Annotated in this window: 15 protein-coding genes; 5 read left to right on the top strand and 10 right to left on the bottom strand. The window is 65.1% G+C overall.

Annotated elements, in window-relative coordinates:
* Nucleotides 1-10: 10 nt before the first annotated feature.
* From V5F67_RS14835 to V5F67_RS14825, 3 genes are all read right to left on the bottom strand, one after another.
* Nucleotides 11-184 carry a hypothetical protein gene (locus V5F67_RS14835; protein WP_394017033.1) on the bottom strand — a complete coding sequence of 58 codons (174 nt, stop codon included), beginning with the start codon at nucleotides 182-184 and terminating at the stop codon, nucleotides 11-13.
* 263 nt (nucleotides 185-447) lie between these two features.
* Nucleotides 448-1,581: a cupin domain-containing protein gene (locus V5F67_RS14830; RefSeq protein ID WP_394017034.1), complete on the bottom strand. Its 1,134-nt coding sequence runs from the start codon at nucleotides 1,579-1,581 to the stop codon at nucleotides 448-450.
* 277 nt (nucleotides 1,582-1,858) lie between these two features.
* Nucleotides 1,859-2,599, bottom strand: coding sequence for a YoaK family protein (locus V5F67_RS14825; protein ID WP_394017035.1), 741 nt, complete (start codon nucleotides 2,597-2,599; stop codon nucleotides 1,859-1,861).
* A gap of 391 nt (nucleotides 2,600-2,990) precedes the next feature.
* On the opposite strand from V5F67_RS14825, the gene V5F67_RS14820 reads away from it, so the two are divergent.
* Complete coding sequence (locus V5F67_RS14820) at nucleotides 2,991-4,178, top strand: helix-turn-helix transcriptional regulator (RefSeq protein ID WP_394017036.1); 1,188 nt, start codon at nucleotides 2,991-2,993, stop codon at nucleotides 4,176-4,178.
* A gap of 161 nt (nucleotides 4,179-4,339) precedes the next feature.
* Here the strand turns inward: V5F67_RS14820 and V5F67_RS14815 are convergent, their stop codons facing one another.
* The 7 genes from V5F67_RS14815 to V5F67_RS14785 form a co-directional block, all read right to left on the bottom strand.
* Nucleotides 4,340-6,475 (bottom strand): DUF6311 domain-containing protein, encoded by a 2,136-nt coding sequence (locus V5F67_RS14815; protein WP_394017037.1) that lies wholly within the window; start codon nucleotides 6,473-6,475, stop codon nucleotides 4,340-4,342.
* A gap of 3 nt (nucleotides 6,476-6,478) precedes the next feature.
* Entirely contained in the window at nucleotides 6,479-10,618 is a 4,140-nt protein-coding gene (locus V5F67_RS14810; protein WP_394017038.1) for a glycosyltransferase, read from the bottom strand.
* Between the two features lie 273 nt (nucleotides 10,619-10,891).
* The gene (gene fabI / locus V5F67_RS14805; protein WP_394017039.1) at nucleotides 10,892-11,689 is read right to left on the bottom strand and encodes an enoyl-ACP reductase FabI; all 798 of its coding nucleotides are present in this window, start codon (nucleotides 11,687-11,689) and stop codon (nucleotides 10,892-10,894) included.
* Nucleotides 11,690-11,694: 5 nt separating this feature from the next.
* Nucleotides 11,695-13,977, bottom strand: a complete 2,283-nt coding sequence (locus V5F67_RS14800; RefSeq protein WP_394017040.1) for a DUF3141 domain-containing protein — start codon at nucleotides 13,975-13,977, stop codon at nucleotides 11,695-11,697.
* Between the two features lie 10 nt (nucleotides 13,978-13,987).
* A complete protein-coding gene (locus V5F67_RS14795) occupies nucleotides 13,988-15,196 on the bottom strand; it encodes an acetate/propionate family kinase (protein WP_394017041.1) in 1,209 nt (402 codons plus the stop codon).
* Between the two features lie 2 nt (nucleotides 15,197-15,198).
* Entirely contained in the window at nucleotides 15,199-16,167 is a 969-nt protein-coding gene (locus tag V5F67_RS14790; protein ID WP_394017042.1) for a phosphate acetyltransferase, read from the bottom strand.
* A 286-nt stretch (nucleotides 16,168-16,453) separates the two neighbouring features.
* Entirely contained in the window at nucleotides 16,454-17,464 is a 1,011-nt protein-coding gene (locus tag V5F67_RS14785) for a dimethylarginine dimethylaminohydrolase family protein (RefSeq protein WP_394017043.1), read from the bottom strand.
* Between the two features lie 379 nt (nucleotides 17,465-17,843).
* Between V5F67_RS14785 and V5F67_RS14780 the strand changes: the two genes are divergently transcribed.
* Genes V5F67_RS14780 through V5F67_RS14765 form a run of 4 tightly spaced genes read left to right on the top strand, consistent with a single transcriptional unit; the run spans nucleotide 17,844 to nucleotide 21,406 of the window.
* Nucleotides 17,844-19,052, top strand: coding sequence for an ABC transporter substrate-binding protein (locus tag V5F67_RS14780; protein ID WP_509210575.1), 1,209 nt, complete (start codon nucleotides 17,844-17,846; stop codon nucleotides 19,050-19,052).
* Nucleotides 19,053-19,078: 26 nt separating this feature from the next.
* Complete coding sequence (locus tag V5F67_RS14775) at nucleotides 19,079-19,819, top strand: ABC transporter ATP-binding protein (RefSeq protein WP_394017046.1); 741 nt, start codon at nucleotides 19,079-19,081, stop codon at nucleotides 19,817-19,819.
* The gene (locus V5F67_RS14770) at nucleotides 19,812-20,531 is read left to right on the top strand and encodes an ABC transporter ATP-binding protein (protein ID WP_394017047.1); all 720 of its coding nucleotides are present in this window, start codon (nucleotides 19,812-19,814) and stop codon (nucleotides 20,529-20,531) included. The genes V5F67_RS14775 and V5F67_RS14770 overlap by 8 nt, the downstream gene beginning before the upstream one ends.
* The gene (locus tag V5F67_RS14765) at nucleotides 20,528-21,406 is read left to right on the top strand and encodes a branched-chain amino acid ABC transporter permease (protein ID WP_394017048.1); all 879 of its coding nucleotides are present in this window, start codon (nucleotides 20,528-20,530) and stop codon (nucleotides 21,404-21,406) included. The genes V5F67_RS14770 and V5F67_RS14765 overlap by 4 nt, the downstream gene beginning before the upstream one ends.
* The last annotated feature ends 4 nt before the right edge of the window (nucleotides 21,407-21,410 follow it).

Raw genomic sequence — 21,410 nt, 5'->3', positions numbered from 1 at the left:
GAACCGCGGCTCAGAACAGCCCGAGGAGCCGGCTCGCCGCCCAGGCGATGACGACGATGCCCAGGAGCCACAGCCACCAGTTCTCCCTTCGGTAGAAAGCGGCAACGGCCAGCGCCGCGAGGGCGATCAGGGCCAGGACGTCGATTGTCTTGATGTAGTCGGAGAGAAACTGTGCTGCGCTCATTCTCGTTGGCCTTCTTCTTCCGTGCTGTTTTCTGGCGGGATGTTCTGGAGCGCCAAGCCCACCGGTTCTCCCTATGGCGCGCAAACGCAATCGCTCATACGTGAACCACGGAAATCGAATCGGCTGATGCCGCAAGGCTTACTCTAGAGCAGCCGGGAGGACACGTTAACCGGCCCGCTTGTGATGCCGGTGAATCGCCTTGCCTGAGAACTGGAAAAAGGCGGAGCGGGAAGCCAAGGGAGCGTCCCGCTCCGTCCCTCATCTCAGCCCTTCACCACCGGCTGGCGGGTCGCCCGCAGCGACTTCATCAGCGGGTCGCCGATGTCGAGATGTCCCTTGACGAGCGCGGGCGGGGTGAGCGCCAGCCAGTTGTTGAGCGAGACGTCCCGGTACTCGGCGGTGTGGAATACGTTCAGCACCCGCACCGGCTCGTCGCCGGTGTTCTCGATATAGTGCGCGAGCGTCTTCGGCACATAGCCCACGTCGCCTGCGACATAGTCGAAGGTACGGGCGTTGTTCACCGCGTCGAACACGGTCATGCGCGCCTTGCCGCTGATGTAATACTGGATTTCATCCGCGTCCGGATGCCAGTGGATCTCGCGCATGCCGCCGGGTTCGAGATCGATGAACAGGGCGGCGAGGTTGGTGACCTCGAAGTTCTTGCAGTCCACGACCGTGGTCGCGCCGCCCGGGTACTTGGTCGGGGCGAGCTCGGACGCACGGAACACATACTTGTCGGTGAACTCCACCGCGCCGAGCTCCTTGCGGACCTCCTCGATGGGGCCGGGAACGGGCTGGCGGAAGATGTACTTCTCGTGGGACGGGATGCCGTTGAAGGCGCTCTCGGGTACGCCGAAGTTCTTGGCGAGGACCTCGCGCGGCGTATGGGCGAACAGCTCGGTCACCAGCAGGGTCTGGTTCTCCGAGAAGTTGCCGTCGTTGAAGACCAGCACGAACTCGGTGCCTTCCTCCAGGCCCTGGATCGCATGCGGGAAGCCGGCGGGGGCGAGCCAGAGATCGCCGGGCCCGAGGTCTTCCACCAGCGTCCGCCGCTGGTCGTCGATCAGGTAGAAGCGCACCCGGCCCTGGAGCACGTAGGCCCATTCGGCCTCCTTGTGCCAGTGCATCTCGCGCACCACGCCCGGAGGCAGGCGCATGTTGACGATGGCCAGCTCCTTGAGGGTGCCCATCTCGCGGCAGGTGACTTCGCGCGCCCAGCCTCCGTCCTCCAGGCGGTTATGCGCCATGGCGAAGGGGAATTTCAGATTGGGGATGCCGCCATTGTCGGTCAAAGGCGGGATCAGGATGTCGGGGTTCTGTGCCTCGACCTCCGGATTGCGGGGGCCAACGATGTTGGCCCCCTTGGTTCCAACGATCGGCTGCGGCAGGTCGACCATCGTGTGCTCCTATTGGTGCTTGAAATTCGATTCGCCGCGCCGACGTGAGCGGAGCGAACATTCCGCCGGGGTTTCCAGAGCGCGATCCGGGCAGATTGGCTCGATCTGCCCGGTGCATCGCCCTCTCACCTAAAGACCTTCTCACTTGAAGACGCAGAGCGCATTTACTGCCCGGCATGCGATGCAAGCCGGGCAGCGCGTGGTTTCAGGGCCAAAGAGACCGGCGCCATATGCGGATGATACCCGTGGGGGGCTGCCGGCTCTCGGGATGGTCTCGTCAGCCGATCATTCCGCCGGGTGTCGGATCGGCGGCCTTCGGCTGACGAGCCGCGAAGAGGGCAATGATGACCATAATGGCGGCGCCGAGGAAGAGCGAGGCATGGTCCGTGACGCGGATGTCGACGAGAAATCCGATCGCACCGCCCGCCGCGAAGCCGAGCAGGATCGAGAAGAAGATGCCGGCCCACATGAGGTTCGGCTCGCCGTTGATCCCTTCCTTCTTGAACAGGCTCTGCGCCAGGAAGTTGAAGGCCATCTGCACCACGAAGGTCACCGCGACGTTGCCGTAGAGCATGCCGTGATCCTTGTGGAACGCATTGCCCTGTGCGCCGGCGACGAAGCTGACCGCATAGGCGACCACGTGGGGATCGACGAGCCCGAGGCGGGACGCAACGCCGAGCGCGAGCAGTGCGATGCACTCGAACCAGAGCACCACCGGCGTGAAGACCTTGCCGTGGCGCAGGCGGGAGGTCATCAGCACGCCGCACACCGCGGACCCGACGCCAAAGGCGATCACGGAGCCGAACGCGAAGACGAAGGCAGGCCAGTCGCCCTGCACCAGGCGATAGCCGCTCTGAATGACGTTGCCCGACTGCACTGTGGCGAAGGTCTGCGCGTGATAGAGCGTCCACGCGTTCATCAAGCCGGCCACGAAGGCGAGGAGGAAGCCGATGGAGCGGTCCTCCATCAGCGGGAAACGAATTTTCTCAGGATGTTCCTGGATGATCGAGGTGCTCACGATGCCTCCGCGACGTTCGTGATGAAATTGTCGATCTGGCCGCCACCGGCGCGAACTTGAGTTGGGATCTGCCTCAAGGGAAGTTTGATATGCCGACCGTTTCCACATTAATTCCTATATTGGGTGCTTATCGATCAATCATTAATTCCACGTAATATTTAACATTAGAAAGTTTTAACGTGACGTCGCGGGTAAAATAAAAGAAACACTCCGTCGAAACAGATTTCCAGTTGCCGTCAATAGTGTTGCAGATCGACTCGAGCTCTGCCATATCCCAAAATGGGTAAATCGGATTCGTGTGATCGGCGGGCGGCTTAATGGCCGCAACCCGACGCACGAAGGGGGCCGTGGTGCTCGCTGGAACTGCCGGACGGATCGGAGGGGGAGCGTCTTGAAGGCTTTCAGCGATACGGTCCGGAGCATCTATGACGCCGCGCTCGCGCCAGAGCTGTGGCCGGCTGCCTTGTCGAAGATCGGCGGGATGTTCGACGCCGAGGGCGCTGTGGTGATCTTCTACAGCAAGGACTCGGAAGCCGACTTCATCTATTCCGACGAGTTGCGGGAGGCGGTCCGGGTCTATGCCGACGAGGAGTGGAGGAAGCGCGACATCCACGCCCAGCGGGCCCTGAAAATGCATCTCACCGTCGGTGACGTGTTCAACGATTTCAGCGTCGCCACGGCCGAAGAGATCGAGCGCCTGCCGATCTTCGTAGACTTCTTCCCGCGCGTGGGCTTTGGCTGGTTGATGAGCTGCATGGTCCTTCCGGACGCGGACGTTCTGGTCCTGCTCTCGGTGCCGCGGGCGAAGGACAAGGGGCCGTTCGGCGCCGACGAGATGGAGCGGCTCAGCCTTCTCGGACGCCATGTGGAGCAGTCGCTGCGGCTGTCGCTGCGCTTCGCCAATCTGGAAGCGGACGAAGCGATGCTGCGCACCGGCCTCGACGCGGTCGACGCCGGCATCTACGCGCTGGGCCCGGATGGGCACCTCGTTTATGCCAATGCTGCCGGGCAAAGCCGGTTTTCCGGTCTTTTCACGACGGTGGCGGGGCGCGTGCTTCCGCAGGCCGAGGATGTGCGGCCACGGTTCGCCGCCCTTGTGCAGGCTGCAAGCAACGCAGAGAAAATGTCGTCATCACCGCAACCGTGCGTGCTGACGGGCAGAGATGGCGGCAAGACCGTGGTCTGGGCCCTCCCCGTGACGGAAGCGGGCCGGCGGCATATCGGCGCCGGGCCGGCGGCCCAGGTCCTGCTCCTTGCGGTGCCGATCGCGGGCGATCATCCGGTTGACCCGACACTGGTGCGCGATGCCTTCAACCTGACGCTCGGCGAGGCCCGGCTTGCCGCTCTGATCGGCAGCGGAACCGAGGTGCGGGAGGCCGCCGCCAAGCTCGGCGTCACCGAGGGCACGGTCCGCGTGGTGCTGAAGCGCGTGTTCCGCAAGCTCGGCATCAACCGGCAGTCGCAGCTCGTTCTGCAGCTGTCGAGCCTTCGGCAGGGCCGCTATCCCGCGCCACCGGCCGCGCGCGACGAAGCGGCGCAGGGCAGCATGGAATCCTCGTCTAGATTGGCGAAGGAATAGTCCGACGGGAAACCCTTTGCCCGGCCGGGTCCCAGCCGGGCGACGCGCCCGCGCCGCGGATCAATGGGGTATCCGCGCTTCCTCAGGAACACCGGCCCGCGATCAGGCCCAGCGCGTCAGGCAGCTCGACGGAGAAGGCTCCTTTGGGAGGCTACCGCGAGCTACTTAGCCTCGAACCGGTAGTTGTAGAATCCCCACGTCACCTTGCGCGGATCAGCATTCATGCCGACTTCCAGGGGAGACTTCAGATCTGTGAAGGCGAGCCTCATATCCAGGTGGTCGATGCAGCGATCCAATGGCAGGATCAGATCGATCCTCTGCTGGCCGAGACGCCCGAGACGAATGGTCTGGGAGACGCTTCCGAGCAGGCTCACCTCGGCGGTGTCGACAGCGTATTTCTTATAGCTGAACGGCACGATCTCGGCGCTGAAGCGGACCTCGTTGCATGCCTCCTGCGGCAGGCGCGCGAGAAATACGCTGTTCGTCCCTTCGGCCCATCGGAACACGGGGGATCGAACCGACCAGCCCTGCGCAAGGAATTCGGCGCCGTCGCCACTCGCATCCAGATTGACGTTCAATGGCAGGCTAGGAGGCTGGCTCGGAGCGCGTCCAAAGGCCGAGAGCTTCTCATCGAGCGGAACGCGGGCGCAGAAAAAGGCATACCGGCTCTCTCGGCACTCGACATCCCGGCCCAGCCCGTAGGCAACCACAGTTGGGCTCACAGCCTCTTTCATCGCCACGAGCATGACGCTGGTACCGGTAATTCCGCGAAACGGGTCCGCCGCGAAGCTGGCGGTAAGTTCGCCGCAGGATGCTCCACCCCTGTTGAGGTATGCGCCGTCGAACGGCCGGCCGGCGCGTGCCGCCATGAGCTGCATTTCAAGGGTTGAATTGATATTCCGCCTAGAGCCGCAGAGAGCACCCGGCACAAAAACGATAGCGCTGCGCGAAGTGATGAGATCCTTGATGCGTGGGGAATCTGAGGCTACTGCGCCGACAGCGTGTGTGGAATCGGTGCGCGCAATACGAAATAAAGGACTGATATCGATGCCCTGAACTATAACTGCCGCTAGCAGCAGGAGAGTTGCGTAGCGTGGTCCGAGACGCCGATACAGAATGAGGACAGAGCAGATAACAATAATAAAAGATACCGGCCAAAAGAAGCGGCCGCTTGAGCGGAATGTGGACGTTATTCGATTGATGAGTGGAATAGAATCATAGTTTATCTCTAATATTTTATACGGACCAATATAAATCATGCTGGAGGCGGCAAAAACTACCAACGCGGCGAGGGTCGCGGCGAGGAATGAGTACCGAGCAATGAGATGCAGATAGGCGCCCGGGCGCAGGGTAAGCGAAAGGGCAAATAGCAACAACACACCTAGTCCGAGGTAATTGAATCCTTCGTACTGACCGCCTATTGGGTCAAGGAAACCTCGGCCAAAGGACAATAAGCTGTATTGCGGCCAGAAGGGGGACGCGAGATTCATCGAAAAGGTGCCGAATCCCCCAATTTCCGGAAGGGAGACGCCGCGCCCGATTAAACCAAGTGAAGTCAATAGAATAAAAAATACGAATATCATTCCTAAAATTGAAATAATACAAGTTTTAATATCAATTTTCTTTAATCTCCACGAGTCAAATAATCCGGATATAATTATAGGAGAGCACATGGCAAATAGATAAGCATTTATTAAAATAATAAATGGCGTTATTGCGGATATGGCGATTATTTCAATTCGTCTCGAGATCAAGACAATGCGAATATACGCATAAATAGAGGCGACGATAACAAATTGTGCTATCAGGCCAATATGAACATGGCGCCATATAAATTCTGGCAATAGGATAAATAGTGTCGCCCCCGCAATTGCCGCAATCATATTGACATTCAAGATGCGAAACACGAGATAAGAAAAGATACCCATTAATATATAACTTATAAAAATCCATGCTCCTAGATATGGATATAGAAATCCAGTTTTCTTAAAAATAATTTTCCCGAAAATAGCAAGTAGTGGTACTGCGTCAGTGTAATAAATATTTCCTCCATTTGGATAATTAATAAGTTTTGTATAAAGAAGCGGCCAGCGCCAGGAGTCGTTGGCAAGTGCATAGTACCCGATCAGGGATGCCGCGTTGTCGCCGTTGATCCTATTCCAGTATTCTGACGCTCCAAGGAGCATGGTTGGGCCGAAAAGGGCGAGTGCTATTGCTCCGCCGACCATGCCCGAAACAATGAGCCCAATAAAACTGAATAACGCTTTGTGCTGCTCCGGGTGTCGAGCGTGATACATGCCTCAAGTCTCCGGCAATTCATCAGCCGGCCGCTGCTGGGGAGCAGCGCCTCGACGGTCGGCATCCAACTGTGGCGCCGCGATCAGAATATCCTTGAGGCGCTTGGTGCTCTCGGCCCAGGTCAGCCACCTCATCTGCGACGACTGCGGGTGGAGACCCGCGCGAAACACAATCAACCAGTCCCCGATCGCTCCCGCGAGCGCGGCGCCGTCGTCGCCGGAGAAGTAGGTGGCGCAATCGCCGGCGACTTCACGGAATACCGGAATGTCGCGGGCGATGATCGGAATGCCATGCCGGGCGGCTTCGATCAGCGGCAGGCCGAATCCCTCGTCGAGGGAGGCCGCGATGAGGCAATCCGCCTCCTGGTAGATGCGGTCGAGGAACTCGTCGCTCATGCCCTGGAGCCAGAACAGGCGCTTGCCGAGTTCCGGATGGGGGCGCAGGCGGTCCAGAAGCTCCGGCAGGGTCTGCGCGTGCTCGCGTGGAATGTCGCGCCAGCCTTCCTTGCCGACGATGATCAGCTTCGCCTCGCTGCCTCCGGCCCACAGCAGCTCGAACGCGTTGAGTGCCTGGAGGTGGCCTTTCCGGGGCTCGACCGTGCCCACCATGAGAAAGCAGTCGCTGCTTCGCATCATGTCCAACAGGGCGTCGGCGTTCTCGGGCATGCCCTTGGTTGGATGGGAGGCGTCGATGTCCGCCCCCAGGGTCCAGGCATGGATTGCCGGCAGCCGGTCAGGATGGTTCGCATGGGTTTGCAGCCACTCCTGCGTGGCCGATGCGACGGAGGCGGAGATGCACACGAGGTCATCGGCGATGTCGGCGATCGTGAGAATCCACTGCCGGTGTCCGGGTCCGGAGTGCGGCGGGAAGCAGTTCGGCAGCGTCAACGGGAGAATGTCGTAGACGATGAAGCTGATCCGCGCCCCGCGTTGTCTCCACTCCCGGAAGATGCCGGCCGAGGCAGCCTGCACGATGCCTCCGGTGTGGAAATCCGCACCCAGGAAAATATCCCCCTCGGCGACCTCCACCGGCTCGTCGATAAGAATGTTCGGCGTTTTGGTAAAGACCTGCTCGGCATAGCGATGCGCCAGATAAAACCGCCAGCGGCCCGTGATGTCGCTCAAGCGCACCGGCTCCACGCGATACCCCGGCGGCGGAGCCCTGAGGAGTTCAAGGAGCACGCCGCGGACCACACGCTGGATGCCGGACCGCATGTCATTGGTCACCAGGACCGAGACATCGACGAACAGCCGACGGCAGGGGCGTGGCAGCGGGGCTTCGCGCGAGATGTCCGCGGCATGCCGGCGGACCGATGCCTCATCGACCGAGCCGGCCGCGATCATATGACGGGCGGTGCTCCTGAGCGTCGCCAGGTTGTGCAGGCCGGGCGCCGTTGCCGCTGCGGTCTCGATCGCGTCGCGATACATCTGCGCCACCAGTGCGGAATGGTGATTTTTGGCGATGTCGTCCGATGCCCGCTGGCCGAGGGCGCTGCGCATGGCCGCGTTGGCGCAGAGAGTGGTAAGCGCTTCAATCAGTTCCGAGGTTTCGAACGCATCGGAAATCTGCACCACGCAGTCGCTGGGAATCTCCGCCATCGAGCCGTTCGCGTTGACGATGGTGGCGAGCCCGTACGCGAGGCAGTCGAGCGCCGCCGCAGAAGTCTCGCCCCGCGAGACGCCTCTGAGCTGGACGCCGACGTCGGCCGCTCGCAGAAAGCGATGATAGTCGTCCCCCGGGACGAAGCCGGTCATCCGGATGCGGCCGGCCACGTCCGCGTCGTCGATTTTCCTGCGCATTTCCTCGCCATAGGCGTCGTCCAGCAGTTCGCCGACGAAGATCAGATGGCATCGGGGATCGTGGACGAGGTCCGACTGGAGCCAGGCATCCAGCAGGCGATCACAAAGCTTGCTGTGGTGGACGAAGCCGAACGAGCAGACGAGAACGTCGTCGTCCGAGTATCCCAAGGCATGCCGCGCCTCGGCTTTCATTGTCGTCGAAGCGGGATAGCGAACAAGCGGGATCGTGTGCCAGGAGCTTGTGTCCAGTTGCGGATAGAAGTGGTTGGCAAGGGTGCGGGCATAGTGGTTGTGAACTATGACGGTCTGGGCTTCAGCCAGGACCTTAAAATTCGCCGGATATTTTTGAAGGACGTCCCGGATATCCGGTGCGGCGAACCGGTCAATGACCGCCTCGTAGCCATGGGACACCACGAGGGATCGCGCCAGCTCATGTTCATGCCCGCAATAATTTTCTATGTGCAGGATAACATCTGAAATATAAAAATCATGAAGAACAATAATTCCGGGAATTTTCTCCAGCAACGGGAACATGTGGATGTGGAAAGGGGAGTTCCCAAAGTGATAGAGGATGCGGTCATACAGGGCGGCGTTGGCTTCGAACCACGCTGCGGATCGGATGGTGCAATGGGTCCGAACCCACTCATCTGATACGCTCTCCTGCGCAACGACGACATCGATGTCGTAGTGCCGCGTGAGTTCCGGCAGAATCTGGGCGCTGTAGTCGGCGATCCCGCTCCGTTCCGGTGGTAGCGGCGAGACGAAGGCAAGCCGCGGCTTCGAGCCGGCGGGGCGATCGGGCTGGTGGGACTTCGTTTCCCATTCCAGGGCATAGGCAAGGCGCTGGAAAGCGAGACGCTCGCTCGCGGTCTGACTGAAGAAGGATGCTGCCGCGCCTGGTTGGACCAGCGTGGCTGCGGGTTGACGCGGGGGTCTGAGACGATCGCGCACGTTGCGGATCGGTCGCGTGATCAGGCGATCGATGCGGCGCAGCGCAACCCGCAGGGGCGCCTCGCGGGCGAACACGCCCTTTATTTTCCTTTTCGCTGCCCGGCGCGCGTTGCGCGCCCTCACGAGCAGCTTCAGCAACGGAATGGCCGCGAGTTCCTCATGCCGAAGGCGCAACTGGAGAAAATCCGACCGAAGGCCCTGCTGGCTTTGCCCGATGTCCTGGAGCTCGGCGGCGATGCGGTTGTCGAGACCTTTGACAATCGAATCGATCCGCTCCCGCAGGCGGTCGTCGGAGATGCGCAGACCGGTAATTTCCGCTTTCAGCTTCTCGGCTTTTGACAGCCGCTCAGCCAACGCCGCGACCTCGGCGCGAAGCTGGTCGCCCGCTTGGCGTGCCGCTGCGGCTTCGGCCGGAAGGCCGGAAAATCCGGAGAGGGCGCCATGGGTGTCCGCGAGGTCGCCCCGGAGGTCGGCGACCTCGGCCTCAAGCTGCGCCTTCGCCGACTGAAGGCTGGCGATCTCGCCGGACTGGATTCGGATTATGGCGGACAGGCGCTCGGTCACCTCCTTGAGGGCCGCGGTCGCGTTCGTTAGCGCCGTAGCGGTGTGGGCCAAGTCCTCGGTCCTGGCAACCGTCGTGCGAAGGGAGCCTATCTCCGCCGCGAGGCGGCGAAGGTCTGCCGGAGAACGTTCGGTCCGGGCGGTGGCGAAGCGCGCGATCGTCTCGGCGATCCCGCTGCTGCTTCCGGGCTTGGCGGCGATCACGCTGTAGTCGGGGGAGTTGACGAACAGGCCCAGCAAAGCGGACCCCGCCGGCTCGTCGTCTGCTGTCGTCGTCTGGCTGTTCAGCCTGAGGATCGCTGGGTTTTCCAGCCCCGCCGCCTGCACGAAGAAGGCGAGCAGGTGCGGCGGCAGCGCCGCCTTGTGGGTCGGATCCATCAGGAACGACCACGACGCGACCGTCAGGTTTTCCGGATTGGGCGTCTCCAGGATGACGATGCCACCCGGCACCAGCACACGCTCGATCTCCGCCAGCAGGTCGGCGAGGACCTGACGCTCAAGATGCTCGACCACATGAAAGGCTGTGACCAGCGCGAGGGACGACGCGGCGCAGCCCCGCAGATAGTCGATGGCATCCCCAACGACGACCGGGCGGCCGTCGGCGGCGGCGATTTCGGCCATCGACGGGTTGGAGTCCACACCCACGACCGACCAGCCACGCTCGATCAGCAGTCCCAGCCACTCGCCCCGACCGCAACCGATGTCAAGCGCAGTCCGTTCGCCGAACGTGCTCTGAACCTCGTCGAGCAAGGGCAGGTACGTCGTCAGCCGGGCGCGGATGAGTTCAACGCTTCCGCGATGGGCATCCTCGAACTCGCGATAGCGATCCATGAACGGCCTGGAACGACTCATCAAGAAGCCCGATGTCTAAGGTTGCCTACGTTCTGCCAAATTTCTTCCCGTGCTCCTAGCAAGCAGGAGCCACCCGATGCAATCATTCGCTTTGTCGCTGAGGCTCGAGGTTGCAGCTCCCGGGCAGAGGGAGCGCTCAGCGACCTTCAGCGGCGCAGGTTCCCACTTTCGGGTGCCAGGCCTCGGTGCAAGATCACGGTCCGTCACCATTGGTGGCGTGTCCGGATCCTGCGGCGCGGGCGGCGGCGCGCTTCACGCCATGATAGACAGGCCGCCGTCCACATAGACTGTCATCCCGGTGAGGCGCCGGGCGAACGGTGTGGCGAGAAAGGCGGTGGTGAGGCCCACGTCGTCGATATCCACCAGCTCGCCGATAGGCGCGCGCTGGGTCGCCTCGGCGAGGAGCAGGTCGAAATCCTTCAGTCCCGAGGCCGCGCGGGTCTTCAGCGGCCCGGGCGAGACCGCATGGACGCGGATGTCTTTCGGACCCAGCTCGAAGGCGAGATAGCGCACCGCGCTTTCCAGCGCCGCCTTCACCGGTCCCATGAGATTGTAGTTCGGGACCACCTTGTCGGCGCCGTGATAGCTCATGGCAACCAGCGTGCCGCCTGCGGTCATCAGAGGCTCGGCGAGACGCGCCATGCGGATGAAGGAATGGCAGGACACGTCCATGGCTATGGCGAAGCCTTCGGCCGAGGAATCGACGAGGCGCCCTTGCAGGTCCGCCTTCGGCGCGAAGGCGATGGAGTGGAGCGCGATGTCGAGGCTGCTCCAGTCCTGCGCGATGCGGGCAAACACGGCTTCGAGTTCGCCCGGACGGCTCACATCGCACTCCAGCATCATGGCAGCCCCCAGCTCACGGGCGAGGGGCTCCACGTGGGGGCGCGCCCTCTCGTTGGGGTAGGTCACCGCCAGCTCGGCGCCGAGCCGGCGGAACACGCGGGCGCAGCCATAGGCGATGGAATCGGCATTGGCGATGCCGAGCACCAGCGCGCGCTTGCCTTTCAGCGCGGTTCCCAGGACCGCAAGATCGGGATCGGAACGGGCCATCCCTGTCATCCCACGCGCTCCGTCGCGACGAAGGAAAAAGGGGTGAGCGTGGCCGATGCTGGCGCGTCCGCCTGCGTCAGCCTCTCGCGCACCGCGCCGGCGAGGGCGACCACCGAGGCGCCGAAGTCAATGTTCGCCCCGAGCCGGTCAAGCAGCGCGAGCAGGTGCGTCCGCTCCTGCGGCGTCTTCAGCAGAGACGGCAGGGTGTCGAGCGCGAGGTCGGGGGCATGGTCCACGATCAGCGCCTGGCGCCGGATGATGGCCTGCGCGGCATCGGCGGAGAGGGCCAGTAGACCCACGTCCTGCCCCACCAGGTCGCGGATCTGTTTCAGCCTGGAGAGCCGGCGCTCGCCGTCCCCGCGCTTCTGCGCAAGGAGCGCGATGCGCACCGCCGCGTCGGTAAAGCCGCCTTCCCGGACGGCGGCGAGCGCTGCCTCGACTTCCGCCGGCGGCTGCTCCACCAGAGCGGGCGCCACCGGGGCTGTGAGATCGGGATCGAGCATGGCCCACGAGCCATAGAGGCGGAAGAATTCGGTTTCGACCGTCGCGTCGCGCAGCCGCCGGAACAGGTCCCATCCCGCGGTGATCGCGGTCGCGGCGAAGTGCTCGGCGGCCACGTGGGGGCCGTGCTCGTTGCGTGGCGTGCGCTGACTGCGGGCGAAATCCGCGAGCGGCGCCAGTGCCTTCAGCGCCGGATTGAGGTCGGACAACCCCCACCGCGCCATGCGCAGAGGATGGATGGCGCGCAGCGTCCGTCCCATCTCGGGCGTGATGGCGGCTGAGAGCAGCGGATGCATGACCGCTTCGTACAGCCGTGAATTGAATTGCGAGATGTTGGCGACCACCTCGAACGGAATCTCGTCCCTGCGGCCGTACTTCTGCAGCCAGGCGATGTCCTCGACCCGCCGTTCCGTCAGCTTGACGTCATATTTCGGCTCCGGGCCGGAGCGGTCCTCCTCGATCGTCATGCCGTAGAGGCCCGGCGCCAGGCTCTCCACATAGTCGATCAGGTCGACGATCTGGGCGTGCTCGCGCCGCGCGATGGCCCCCGAGACGAAGATGCCGAGATGGCCGATGCTGTCGTGCATCAGTCCCACCACCACCTGGCCGGCATCCTTCAGCGCCTGGGTGGTGGGATAGATGTCGGCCACCCAGTTGATCGCCTGCTGCGGCGGGGTGATGTTGTCGCCGAGCGAGGCGAAGACGATGATGGGCGAGCGCACGGCCTTCAGGTCGAATGTCTTGCCCGGCGCCCATTCCGCCTTGCCGGCCGCGAGCTTGTTGCCGACGAACAGGTTCTCGACGATCCACTTGATCTCGTCCCGGTTCATCAGGAAATAGCCGCCCCACCAGCGCTCGAACTCCAGGAAGCGGGGCGGCTCGGTGTCGACCTTCTCGTAGAGCGTGTAGTACTTGGTGAAATAGGTGTTGGCGGGATTGAGGTACTCGAAATTGTCCACCAGAAAGGCGCCGTCGAACACGCCGCCGCCGAGGTCGCTCGCCAGCAGGGCGGTCCATGAGCCGCCAAGCACGCCGCCGGCATAGCGCATGGGGTTCTCGGCGTCGTTGCCGGCCCAGTAGGACATGGGCGCGCCGTTGACCACCACGGGTCCGACCGTGTCGGGGTCAAGGGCGGCCACCATCATTGCCGCCCAGCCGCCCTGGCAGTTGCCCATCACCACCGGCTTGTCGGGGGAGGGGTGGCGCGCCCGGACGATGCGCAGGAACTCGGATTCGGCCAGCGAGACGTCCGCCAGCGTCTGCCCCGGCACCGGCTCGGGAAAGAAGATGACCATGTAGACGGCATGACCCGCCTTCAGGGCGAAGCCGACCTCGGAATCCTTCTTGAAGCCGCCTATGCCCGGCCCGTGGCCGGCGCGCGGATCGATGATGAGGAAGGCGCGCTTCTCCGGGTCGACGACCACGCCCTCGGGCGGCAGGATGCGCACGAGCGCGTAGTTGCACGGCCGCTCGAAGCTGCGCGCATCGGCGATCATCTCGTAGTCGAACGCCAGCAGCGGCGGCTTCCCGGCCTTCTCGTGGGCGATCCAGTTGTTGCCGCGCTGGCGCAGCGTGTCCCAGAAGATCAGCGAACGCTGCAGGGCATCGAAGGTATAGGAGACCGTGTCGCGCCACGCCTCTTCCGGCGTCTGCGGCCTTGCCGCCTGCGCGAACGCGCCAGCCGCACCGCGCATGACGTCGCCATAGGCGGAGATCGCCTCGCCGAGCCGAAGCCGGTAGATTTCGACGACGCGTCCATAGACCTTCATCATGTCCAGAGGGTGCATGGGGCTCTCCTCAGCCTGCCGGCACGCGCGCGTCTGCGGCGAGCAGGGCCCGCATCTCGCGCACGATCGTCCACTCCTCGTCGGTGGGAATCACATAGGCCTGAGGCCCGTTTCCTCTGGTGATCCTTTCCGAGCCCGCGCGGTTGGCCTCCGGGTCGATCTCGAAGCCGGCCCAGCGCGCCGCCTCGATCACCTGGGCGCGGGTCGCCGCGTCATTCTCGCCGATCCCGGCGGTGAAGACGAGGCCGTCGATGCCGCCGAGCCCGGCAACCAGCGACCCGAGCTCCTGATTGATGCGGTAGATGAACAGGTCGATGGCGCGCTGCGCGCCGGGCTCCGCCTCCGCCTTCTCGCGCAGCTCACGCATGTCGCTGGAGATGCCCGAGACCCCGGCGAGGCCGCATTTGGTGTACAGGAACATCTCCGCCTCCGAGGCGCTCATGCCCAGCTCGCGCTGGAGATAGAACACGACCGCGGGGTCGATGGTGCCGCAGCGCGTCCCCATCATCAGCCCGTCGAGCGCGGAGAAGCCCATGGTGGTGGCGATGCTCCGGCCGGCATCCATGGCGCACAGGCTCGCCCCGCTGCCGAGATGGGCGGCAACCACCCGCCCTCCGGCCAAACGCTCTCCCACCTTCGGGAACTGGGTGGCGAGATAGGCATAGGAGAGGCCGTGGAAGCCGTAGCGCCGGACCCCCGCGTCGCTGAGCGACTTGGGGATCGCGAACAGCTGGGCGATCTCCGGCTGGGTGCGATGGAAGGCGGTATCGAAGGCGGCGACCTGCGGCAGGCCCGGGACGCGCCGGGCGATGATGCGGATCGGCTCCAGGCTGCGCGGCTGATGCAGCGGCGCAAGCGGGGAGAGCTGGTCCAGCTCGGCGATGACCTGCGGCGTCAGCCGTACCGCATGGGCATAGCGCGCTCCGCCGTGCACCACGCGGTGGCCCACGGCTGCGAGCTGGTGCCCGCCGCGGTGGGCGGAGAGCCAGTCGGAGAGATGGGCGAGCGCCTCCTCGAAGCCGAAGGCCCCGTCGCCCGGCCAGCGCTGGTCCGCGACGGTCTCGCCTGCGTGGTCCTTGACCTTGAAGTGCGGCTCTGTGCCGAGCCCCTCGAACAGGCCGCGATAGAGCCGGTTGGGCACGTCGGCGCCGTCGTCCAGGAACACCTGGAACTTGAGCGAGGACGACCCGGCGTTGAGGACGAGCTGGACCTGCGCCATGGTCAGACCTCCGCCGCCTTGGCCGCGGCACGCCGCGCCTCGGCGAGAAGCGAGGCGACGGCGCAGGAGGCGAGCCGGGTCATCCGCGAATCCGCCCGGCTGGTGAGGATGATCGGCACGCGCGCGCCCAGGACGATGCCGGCGGCGTCCGCTCCGGCAAGGAAGGAAAGGCTTTTTGCCAGCATGTTGCCGGCCTCCAGGTCGGGTACCACCAGGATGTTGGCGCGCCCGGCCACGGGCGACTTGATGTGCTTGATCTGCGCCGAGCCCAGATCGATGGCGTTGTCGAGCGCGAGCGGCCCGTCGACGATGCCGCCGGTGATCTGGCCCCGATCCGCCATCTTGCACAGCGCCGCGGCCTCGATGGTGGAGGGCACGCTCGGGTTCACCGTCTCCATGGCCGAGAGCACCGCCACCCGCGCCTCCTCGAAACGAAGCGCGTGCGCCAGCTCGATCGCGTTCTGGACGATGTGGCACTTGTCCTCGAGCGAGGGAGCGATGTTGATCGCCGCATCGGTGATGATGAGCGGCTCGGGATGGGCCGGCACGTCCATCACGAAGCAGTGGCTGATGCGCCGGGCCGTGCGCAGGCCGGTATCCCGCGCCACCACCGCGCCCATCAGCTCGTCCGTGTGGAGGCTGCCCTTCATCAGGGCGTCGGCCTCTCCGGCCCGCACGAGCGCGACGGCCTTTTCCGCCGCGTCGTGGCTGTGGGCCGCGTTCACCTGGCGCACCGCCGAGATGTCGAGCTTCGCGGCGGTGGCCGCGGCGGCGATCTTCGCCGGCGGACCGACCAGGATGGGCGTGATGAGGCCGAGCTCGGCGGCGTCGAGCACCGCGCCGAGGGAGACGTCGTCGCACGGATGCGCCACGGCAACGGTCAGCTTCGGCAGGCGTTGCGCGGCGGCGATCAGGTTGTCGTACTTGCCGTGACGACCGACGGTGCCGCCGGTTGCGCTCGAAATGGGCATCCTCTTCCCTCTTCCGTCTGGCGGATCCGTCGGCGTGCGAGCACCTGCGAGGGGAGACCGTGGCGTTGATACCCCAGTGCCCGGCGCCCGCTCGCCATGACCGCCATTCCTATGGGCGGCGAAGGCGCGCTGCTCCATGACACGTATCAATCTGCGCGCGAATAGGCCATATGCCGCTGCTCCGCCCGGGGCGCTCCGATCCCGTCCGCCGCCGCGGCTGGGGGCTCGGCCGCCGGCGGCATCGGCGGGGCGCGAGCCATGAGGCCTCGCGCCCGCCGCGCTCCGGCTATGCGGGCTCGTCCTCCCGGATGATCGGCATGGTGAGGCAGTGGAGGGTCCCGCTGTTGCGGGGGAAGGTGAGCGTGTCGAGGTCCACGCCGACGACCTCGAGGCCGAGATTCTCGAGCAGGCGCCTGCCGCGACGGCGCTGCTCCTGGACACCGTCGTCATAGAGCACCCGGCCGGGGCGCAGCACCACCGTGCCCTCCACGTAGGCGCCGGCGGGCTTGTCGATCACCTCGCATCGCGCCTCGCGCGAGAGCCACGCACCGAACCAGTCGGGGACGCAGGAGCGGTCGAGCACGGCGGTGCGCGCGTTCACCATGGTCAGGGGCACGTCGAGGTGGCCCGAGGGGTGGTTCACCTCGACGAAGCGGACGTCCACGTCCGGGTCCGCTGCCAGGACGACCTCCTTCACCTGCCGCGCACCCTCGGCGTTGCCGCGCGGCGTGACGCCGATGGCAAGGTGCTTCGGCGTCACCCAGACCACGCTGCCGCCTTCCATGGTGGCGGAGCCGTTGAGCGTGTGCAGGATCGGGCAGCCGATGGCGGCGTAGGTCTGGGCGGTGGGCTGCTCCTCGCCGCGGCGCAGGGCGTCATAGAGGCGTCCGATGATGACGCCGCCCCTGACCGTGAAGGACGGATCGCGGGTGTAGATCGACTTCACGAGGCGGGCGCCGTCCGCTGCCTCGGGCTTGCGCAGCACCACCTCGACGCCTTCCGCCTCCAGCGCCGCGACGAGGCGCTCATGGGCGGCGATCATGGCCGGCAGGTGGGGCTTCTCGGTATAGCGCCAGCGCGAGAGCGGTTCGGCGATGGCGCCGATCTCGGGACCCGGCCGGTGAAGCAGGACCGAGCGCAGGCGTCCCACCTCCGTGGGGGCACCCCATGGGCGGCCCCAGTAGCGCGCAACCTCGTCCTCGAAGCGGGTGGTGAGCGGCGGATGGTCTTTCAGATAGATCGCGCCAAACTCGGCGATCTTCGCCGTGATGTCGGGAGCCGTCGCGCCTTCAGTCATGGTTTTTCTCCTTCTTCTACTTTCCCATCTTCCGCGATCTGGTTGGGATCCGAGAATAAGTAGGCAAAAACCCTAGGATGCAGGCGCGGATGCCGTCCAATAATGAAAAAGGGGGATGCCATATCGCATTTCATATGCTGGCCCGATGCCGAGACGGCAGGGCTGCCGCGAAGGCGAGCGCCGGGCGGGCTGCGCCGCGCCGCCGGCCGGTCGGAGCGTATGTCTTTTCTTTTATGAATATCAAACTTACGTTTATCACATTGATATTGTGGCAGGCATTTCCCTCGCGGATCATGTCCCATCGAGACCCAGCCGGCGCCTGTCGAGGCCCCGTTTTCCGGGAGATTCAGCGATGAACTTGCGAGCTTACGCGGGGTGTTTGACCGGGGCCGCCGTCGGCCTCCTCCTGGGCGCCGGCGCGGCGCTTGCGCAGGGCACGGTCACCATCGGGGCGGTGGGGCCCTTCTCCGGCCCGTCGGCCACCTCCGGGCTCGCCATGAAGAAGAGCTGGGACTATGTGGCCGGCAAGGTGAACGCGGCGGGCGGCGTCGAGATCGACGGCAAGAAGAAGCAGATCAAGATCATCTTCGAGGATGACCAATCGAAGCCCGAGGTGGGGGTCAGCGCGGCCCAGAAGCTCCTCACCCGCGACAATGTGGACATCCTGCTCGCCGGCCTGTTCAACAGCTCGGTGACGCTCGCCATCATGGAACTGGCGCCGGACTATGACGACAAGATCTTCTACAGCGGCCAATCGGTGAGCTCCGCCATCGCCGGCCGCATCCGCGCCGAACCGGCGAAATTCAAGCGCTTCTGGAAGTTCGGCTACAACAGCGACGCACTCGGCTCGACCGTGGTCGGGACCATCACCGACCTCGCCAGGGACGGCAAGATCCCGGCCAAGGCCAAGACCATCGCCTTCGTCGTGGAGGACACGGACTACAGCCGCTCGAACATCGAGGTGATGAAGCCGGATTTCGCCGCCGACGGCTGGAAGATCGTCGCCACCGAGGCGGTGCCGCTCGGCTACGCGGACTTCTATCCGCAAATCTCCAAGCTGAAGCAGCTCAACCCGGACGTCATCATCTCCATCTTCACGGCGGCTAATTCGGGTGCCGCCCTGGTGCGTCAGCTCGACGAGCAGAAGATGGCGACCACCCACATGGCGGTCTATTATCCTGGACTGAAGGAGTTCCGGGAGGCCGTGGGGCCGCTCGCCAACGGGCTGCTCTACACGCCGCTCCTGGTGGATGCCGAAGGCAGCGCCGCGCACCGGGCCTTCGCCGCCGAGATGGTGGCCAACGGCATGGCGGCCTCGCTGGACTACGGCCTCGGCATCTGCAACGCGCAGGTGCTGATGGACGCGCTCGCCCGGGCCAAGAGCGTGAACGCGGACAAGCTCAGCGCCGCCTTGGAGAAGACCGACTACAACTGCGCCATCGGTCGCTGGGTGTTCGATCCCAAGAGCCACTCGCCGCGGGTGGGCAAGGACTATTTCGTACTGCCCGCGGCGCAGATCCAGGACGGCGTGCCGCGCATCGCCTGGCCAGCCGACCGCGCCGCGGTGCCATTCAGGCCGCGCGGCTGATACCGGCGGCGGCGAAGGAGATTCACGTGGGCGATCGGCCGGGGGCGATCCTCGAAACGCGGAGCCTGAGCGTCCATTACGGCGGCGTGGCCGCCGTGGACGCGGTGAGCCTCGCGGTGCGTCCGGGCGAGATCTTCGGTCTGCTCGGCCCCAATGGCGCCGGCAAGACCACGCTGCTCGCCGCGATCGCCGGCGCCGTGCGCCCAACCGCCGGGGAGGTGCGGTTTCGGGGCGAGCCGGTCACGGCGCTGCGGCCCGACCAGCTGGCGCGTCGCGGCATGGCCCGCACCTTCCAGATCACCCGGCCGTTCGAGGACTTGACCGTCGAGGAGAACGTAATGGTCGGCGCGCAGCCGCGCTGCGCCTCGCTCGGGGAGATGCGGGCGCAGGTGGCGGAGCTGGTGGAGTGGGTCGGCCTGGGCCACAAGCGCCATGCCCTCGCCAAGGGGCTTTCCACCGGCCAGCGCAAGCGCCTCGAGCTCGCCCGCGCGCTTGCCACCCGGCCCGCCTTGCTGCTGATGGACGAGGTCTCCGGCGGCCTCGACCAGCCGAGCGTTCCCGGGCTGATCGAGCTGGTGGCGCGGGTGCGGGCCTCGGGCGTCACCGTGGTGCTGATCGAGCACAACATGCGCATCATCAGCGCGCTGTGCGACCGCGTGATGTTCCTCGACCGCGGGCGGCAACTGGCGGAGGGCGCGCCGGGCGCCGTCATGGCCATGCCGGCGGTGGTGGACCTCTATCTCGGCTCAGGGGGCGCCCATGCTTGAGATGCGCAGGGTCTGCGTGCGCTACGGCGCGGCACAGGTGCTCTGGGACATCGACCTGTCGGTGGGCGAGGGGGAGGTCGTCGCGGTGATGGGGCCCAACGGCTCCGGCAAGAGCACCATCTTCAAGGCGGTGATGGGGCTTGCGCCGCCCTTCGCCGGGGCGATCTTGTTCCAAGGCGAGGACATCACGCGCCTGCCGGTGGAGAAGCACGTGGCGCGGGGCATCGCGCTGGTGCTGGAGCGCCGGCGCCTGTTTCCCACCATGACGGTGCGCGAGAACGTGCTGATGGGCGCCTTCCATCCGCAGGCGGCAAAAGGGGCGGATGAGGCCCTGCGCTGGCTCCAGGGTCTTTTTCCCGTGCTGCGGGAGCGCGGCAGCCAGATCGCCGAGAGCCTCAGCGGTGGCGAGCAGCAGATGGTCGCCATCGCCCGCGGGCTGATGTCGCGGCCGCGCCTTCTGATCCTGGACGAGCCGTTCCTCGGCCTTGCTCCGAAGATGGTGGCCCAGGTGGTCGACCTCATCCGCGCCGTCAATGCCGAGGGGATCGCGGTGCTTTTCAACGAGCAGAACGTGCGCACCTCCTTCTCCATCGCCGACCGAGGCTACGTCATCGAGAGCGGCCGCAACGTGGTGGACGGGACGGGACTGAAGATGCTCGAGCATCCCGACATCCGCCGGGTCTATCTCGGCGAGCAGGGAACCGCCCCATGAGCGGCCAGCTGATCGAGCAGATCGTCAACGGCGTGATCCTCGGGGCCATCTATGCGCTCATGGGTGCCGGCCTCACGCTCATCTACGGCACCATGCGGGTGCTGAACTTCGCCTATGGCGAGTTCTACATGCTGGGCGGCTATGCCTTCCTGCTGCTGACCTCGGGGGCAGGGGTGCCGTGGCCGCTGGCCCTCGTGCTCGCCGCCGGCCTCGTGTTCGCGTTCGCGGCGGCGACCGCCGCCGGCGTGGTGCAGCCGCTCCTCGCGCGTCCGGGCTGGGACTTCAGCACCATCGCCGCCACGCTCGGCATCTCCATCGCCCTGCAGAACGCGGCGCTCGCCATCTGGGGCGAACGCTTCCAGTCGGTGCCCTACATGGTGGATGGCACGCTGGAGGTGGCGGGCCTCCACATCCCTTACCAGCGCCTGCTCATCGTCGCGGCCGCCGCCGTGCTCATCGCCGGCAGCGCCGCCATCCTCTCCTTCACCCGCTTCGGGCGCGCCGTGCGGGCGACCGCCCAGGACCGGGAGGCCGCGCGCGTGCTCGGCGTGCCGGCGGACCGCACCAGCATCCTCGCCTTCGCGTTCGGCTCCGCGCTCGCCGCGCTCGCGGGCATGATCCTCGCGCCGATCTATGCGGTGAGCCCATGGATGGGCGTGCCGCTGGCGCTGAAGGCGTTCGCGGTGGTGGTGATGGGCGGCCTCGGCAGCTTCCGCGGCGCCGTGGTCGCGGGCCTTCTGCTCGGCATCGTCGAGGCGGTGGGCGTGGCGCTCACCGCCTCGGAATGGCGCGAGGCGATCGCCTTCGCGGTGCTCATCGCCGTCATCTGGGTCCGGCCCTGGGGCCTCTATGGAATGGAGCGCTCGGTCCGATGAACGG

Source organism: Xanthobacter pseudotagetidis (assembly GCF_043194795.2).
GTDB classification, from domain to species: domain Bacteria; phylum Pseudomonadota; class Alphaproteobacteria; order Rhizobiales; family Xanthobacteraceae; genus Xanthobacter; species Xanthobacter tagetidis_A.
This window is presented reverse-complemented; position numbering and strand designations above follow the sequence as displayed.

Excerpts from the sequence above, each read along its gene's own strand:
- V5F67_RS14835 (WP_394017033.1), bottom strand. The coding sequence starts at position 184 with ATGAGCGCAGCACAGTTTCTCTCCGACTACATCAAGACAATCGACGTC.
- V5F67_RS14830 (WP_394017034.1), bottom strand. The coding sequence starts at position 1,581 with ATGGTCGACCTGCCGCAGCCGATCGTTGGAACCAAGGGGGCCAACATC.
- V5F67_RS14815 (WP_394017037.1), bottom strand. The coding sequence starts at position 6,475 with ATGTATCACGCTCGACACCCGGAGCAGCACAAAGCGTTATTCAGTTTT.
- V5F67_RS14810 (WP_394017038.1), bottom strand. The coding sequence starts at position 10,618 with ATGGATCGCTATCGCGAGTTCGAGGATGCCCATCGCGGAAGCGTTGAA.
- fabI (WP_394017039.1), bottom strand. The coding sequence starts at position 11,689 with ATGGCCCGTTCCGATCCCGATCTTGCGGTCCTGGGAACCGCGCTGAAA.
- V5F67_RS14800 (WP_394017040.1), bottom strand. The coding sequence starts at position 13,977 with ATGCACCCTCTGGACATGATGAAGGTCTATGGACGCGTCGTCGAAATC.
- V5F67_RS14795 (WP_394017041.1), bottom strand. The coding sequence starts at position 15,196 with ATGGCGCAGGTCCAGCTCGTCCTCAACGCCGGGTCGTCCTCGCTCAAG.
- V5F67_RS14790 (WP_394017042.1), bottom strand. The coding sequence starts at position 16,167 with ATGCCCATTTCGAGCGCAACCGGCGGCACCGTCGGTCGTCACGGCAAG.
- V5F67_RS14785 (WP_394017043.1), bottom strand. The coding sequence starts at position 17,464 with ATGACTGAAGGCGCGACGGCTCCCGACATCACGGCGAAGATCGCCGAG.
- V5F67_RS14770 (WP_394017047.1), top strand. The coding sequence starts at position 19,812 with ATGCTTGAGATGCGCAGGGTCTGCGTGCGCTACGGCGCGGCACAGGTG.
- V5F67_RS14765 (WP_394017048.1), top strand. The coding sequence starts at position 20,528 with ATGAGCGGCCAGCTGATCGAGCAGATCGTCAACGGCGTGATCCTCGGG.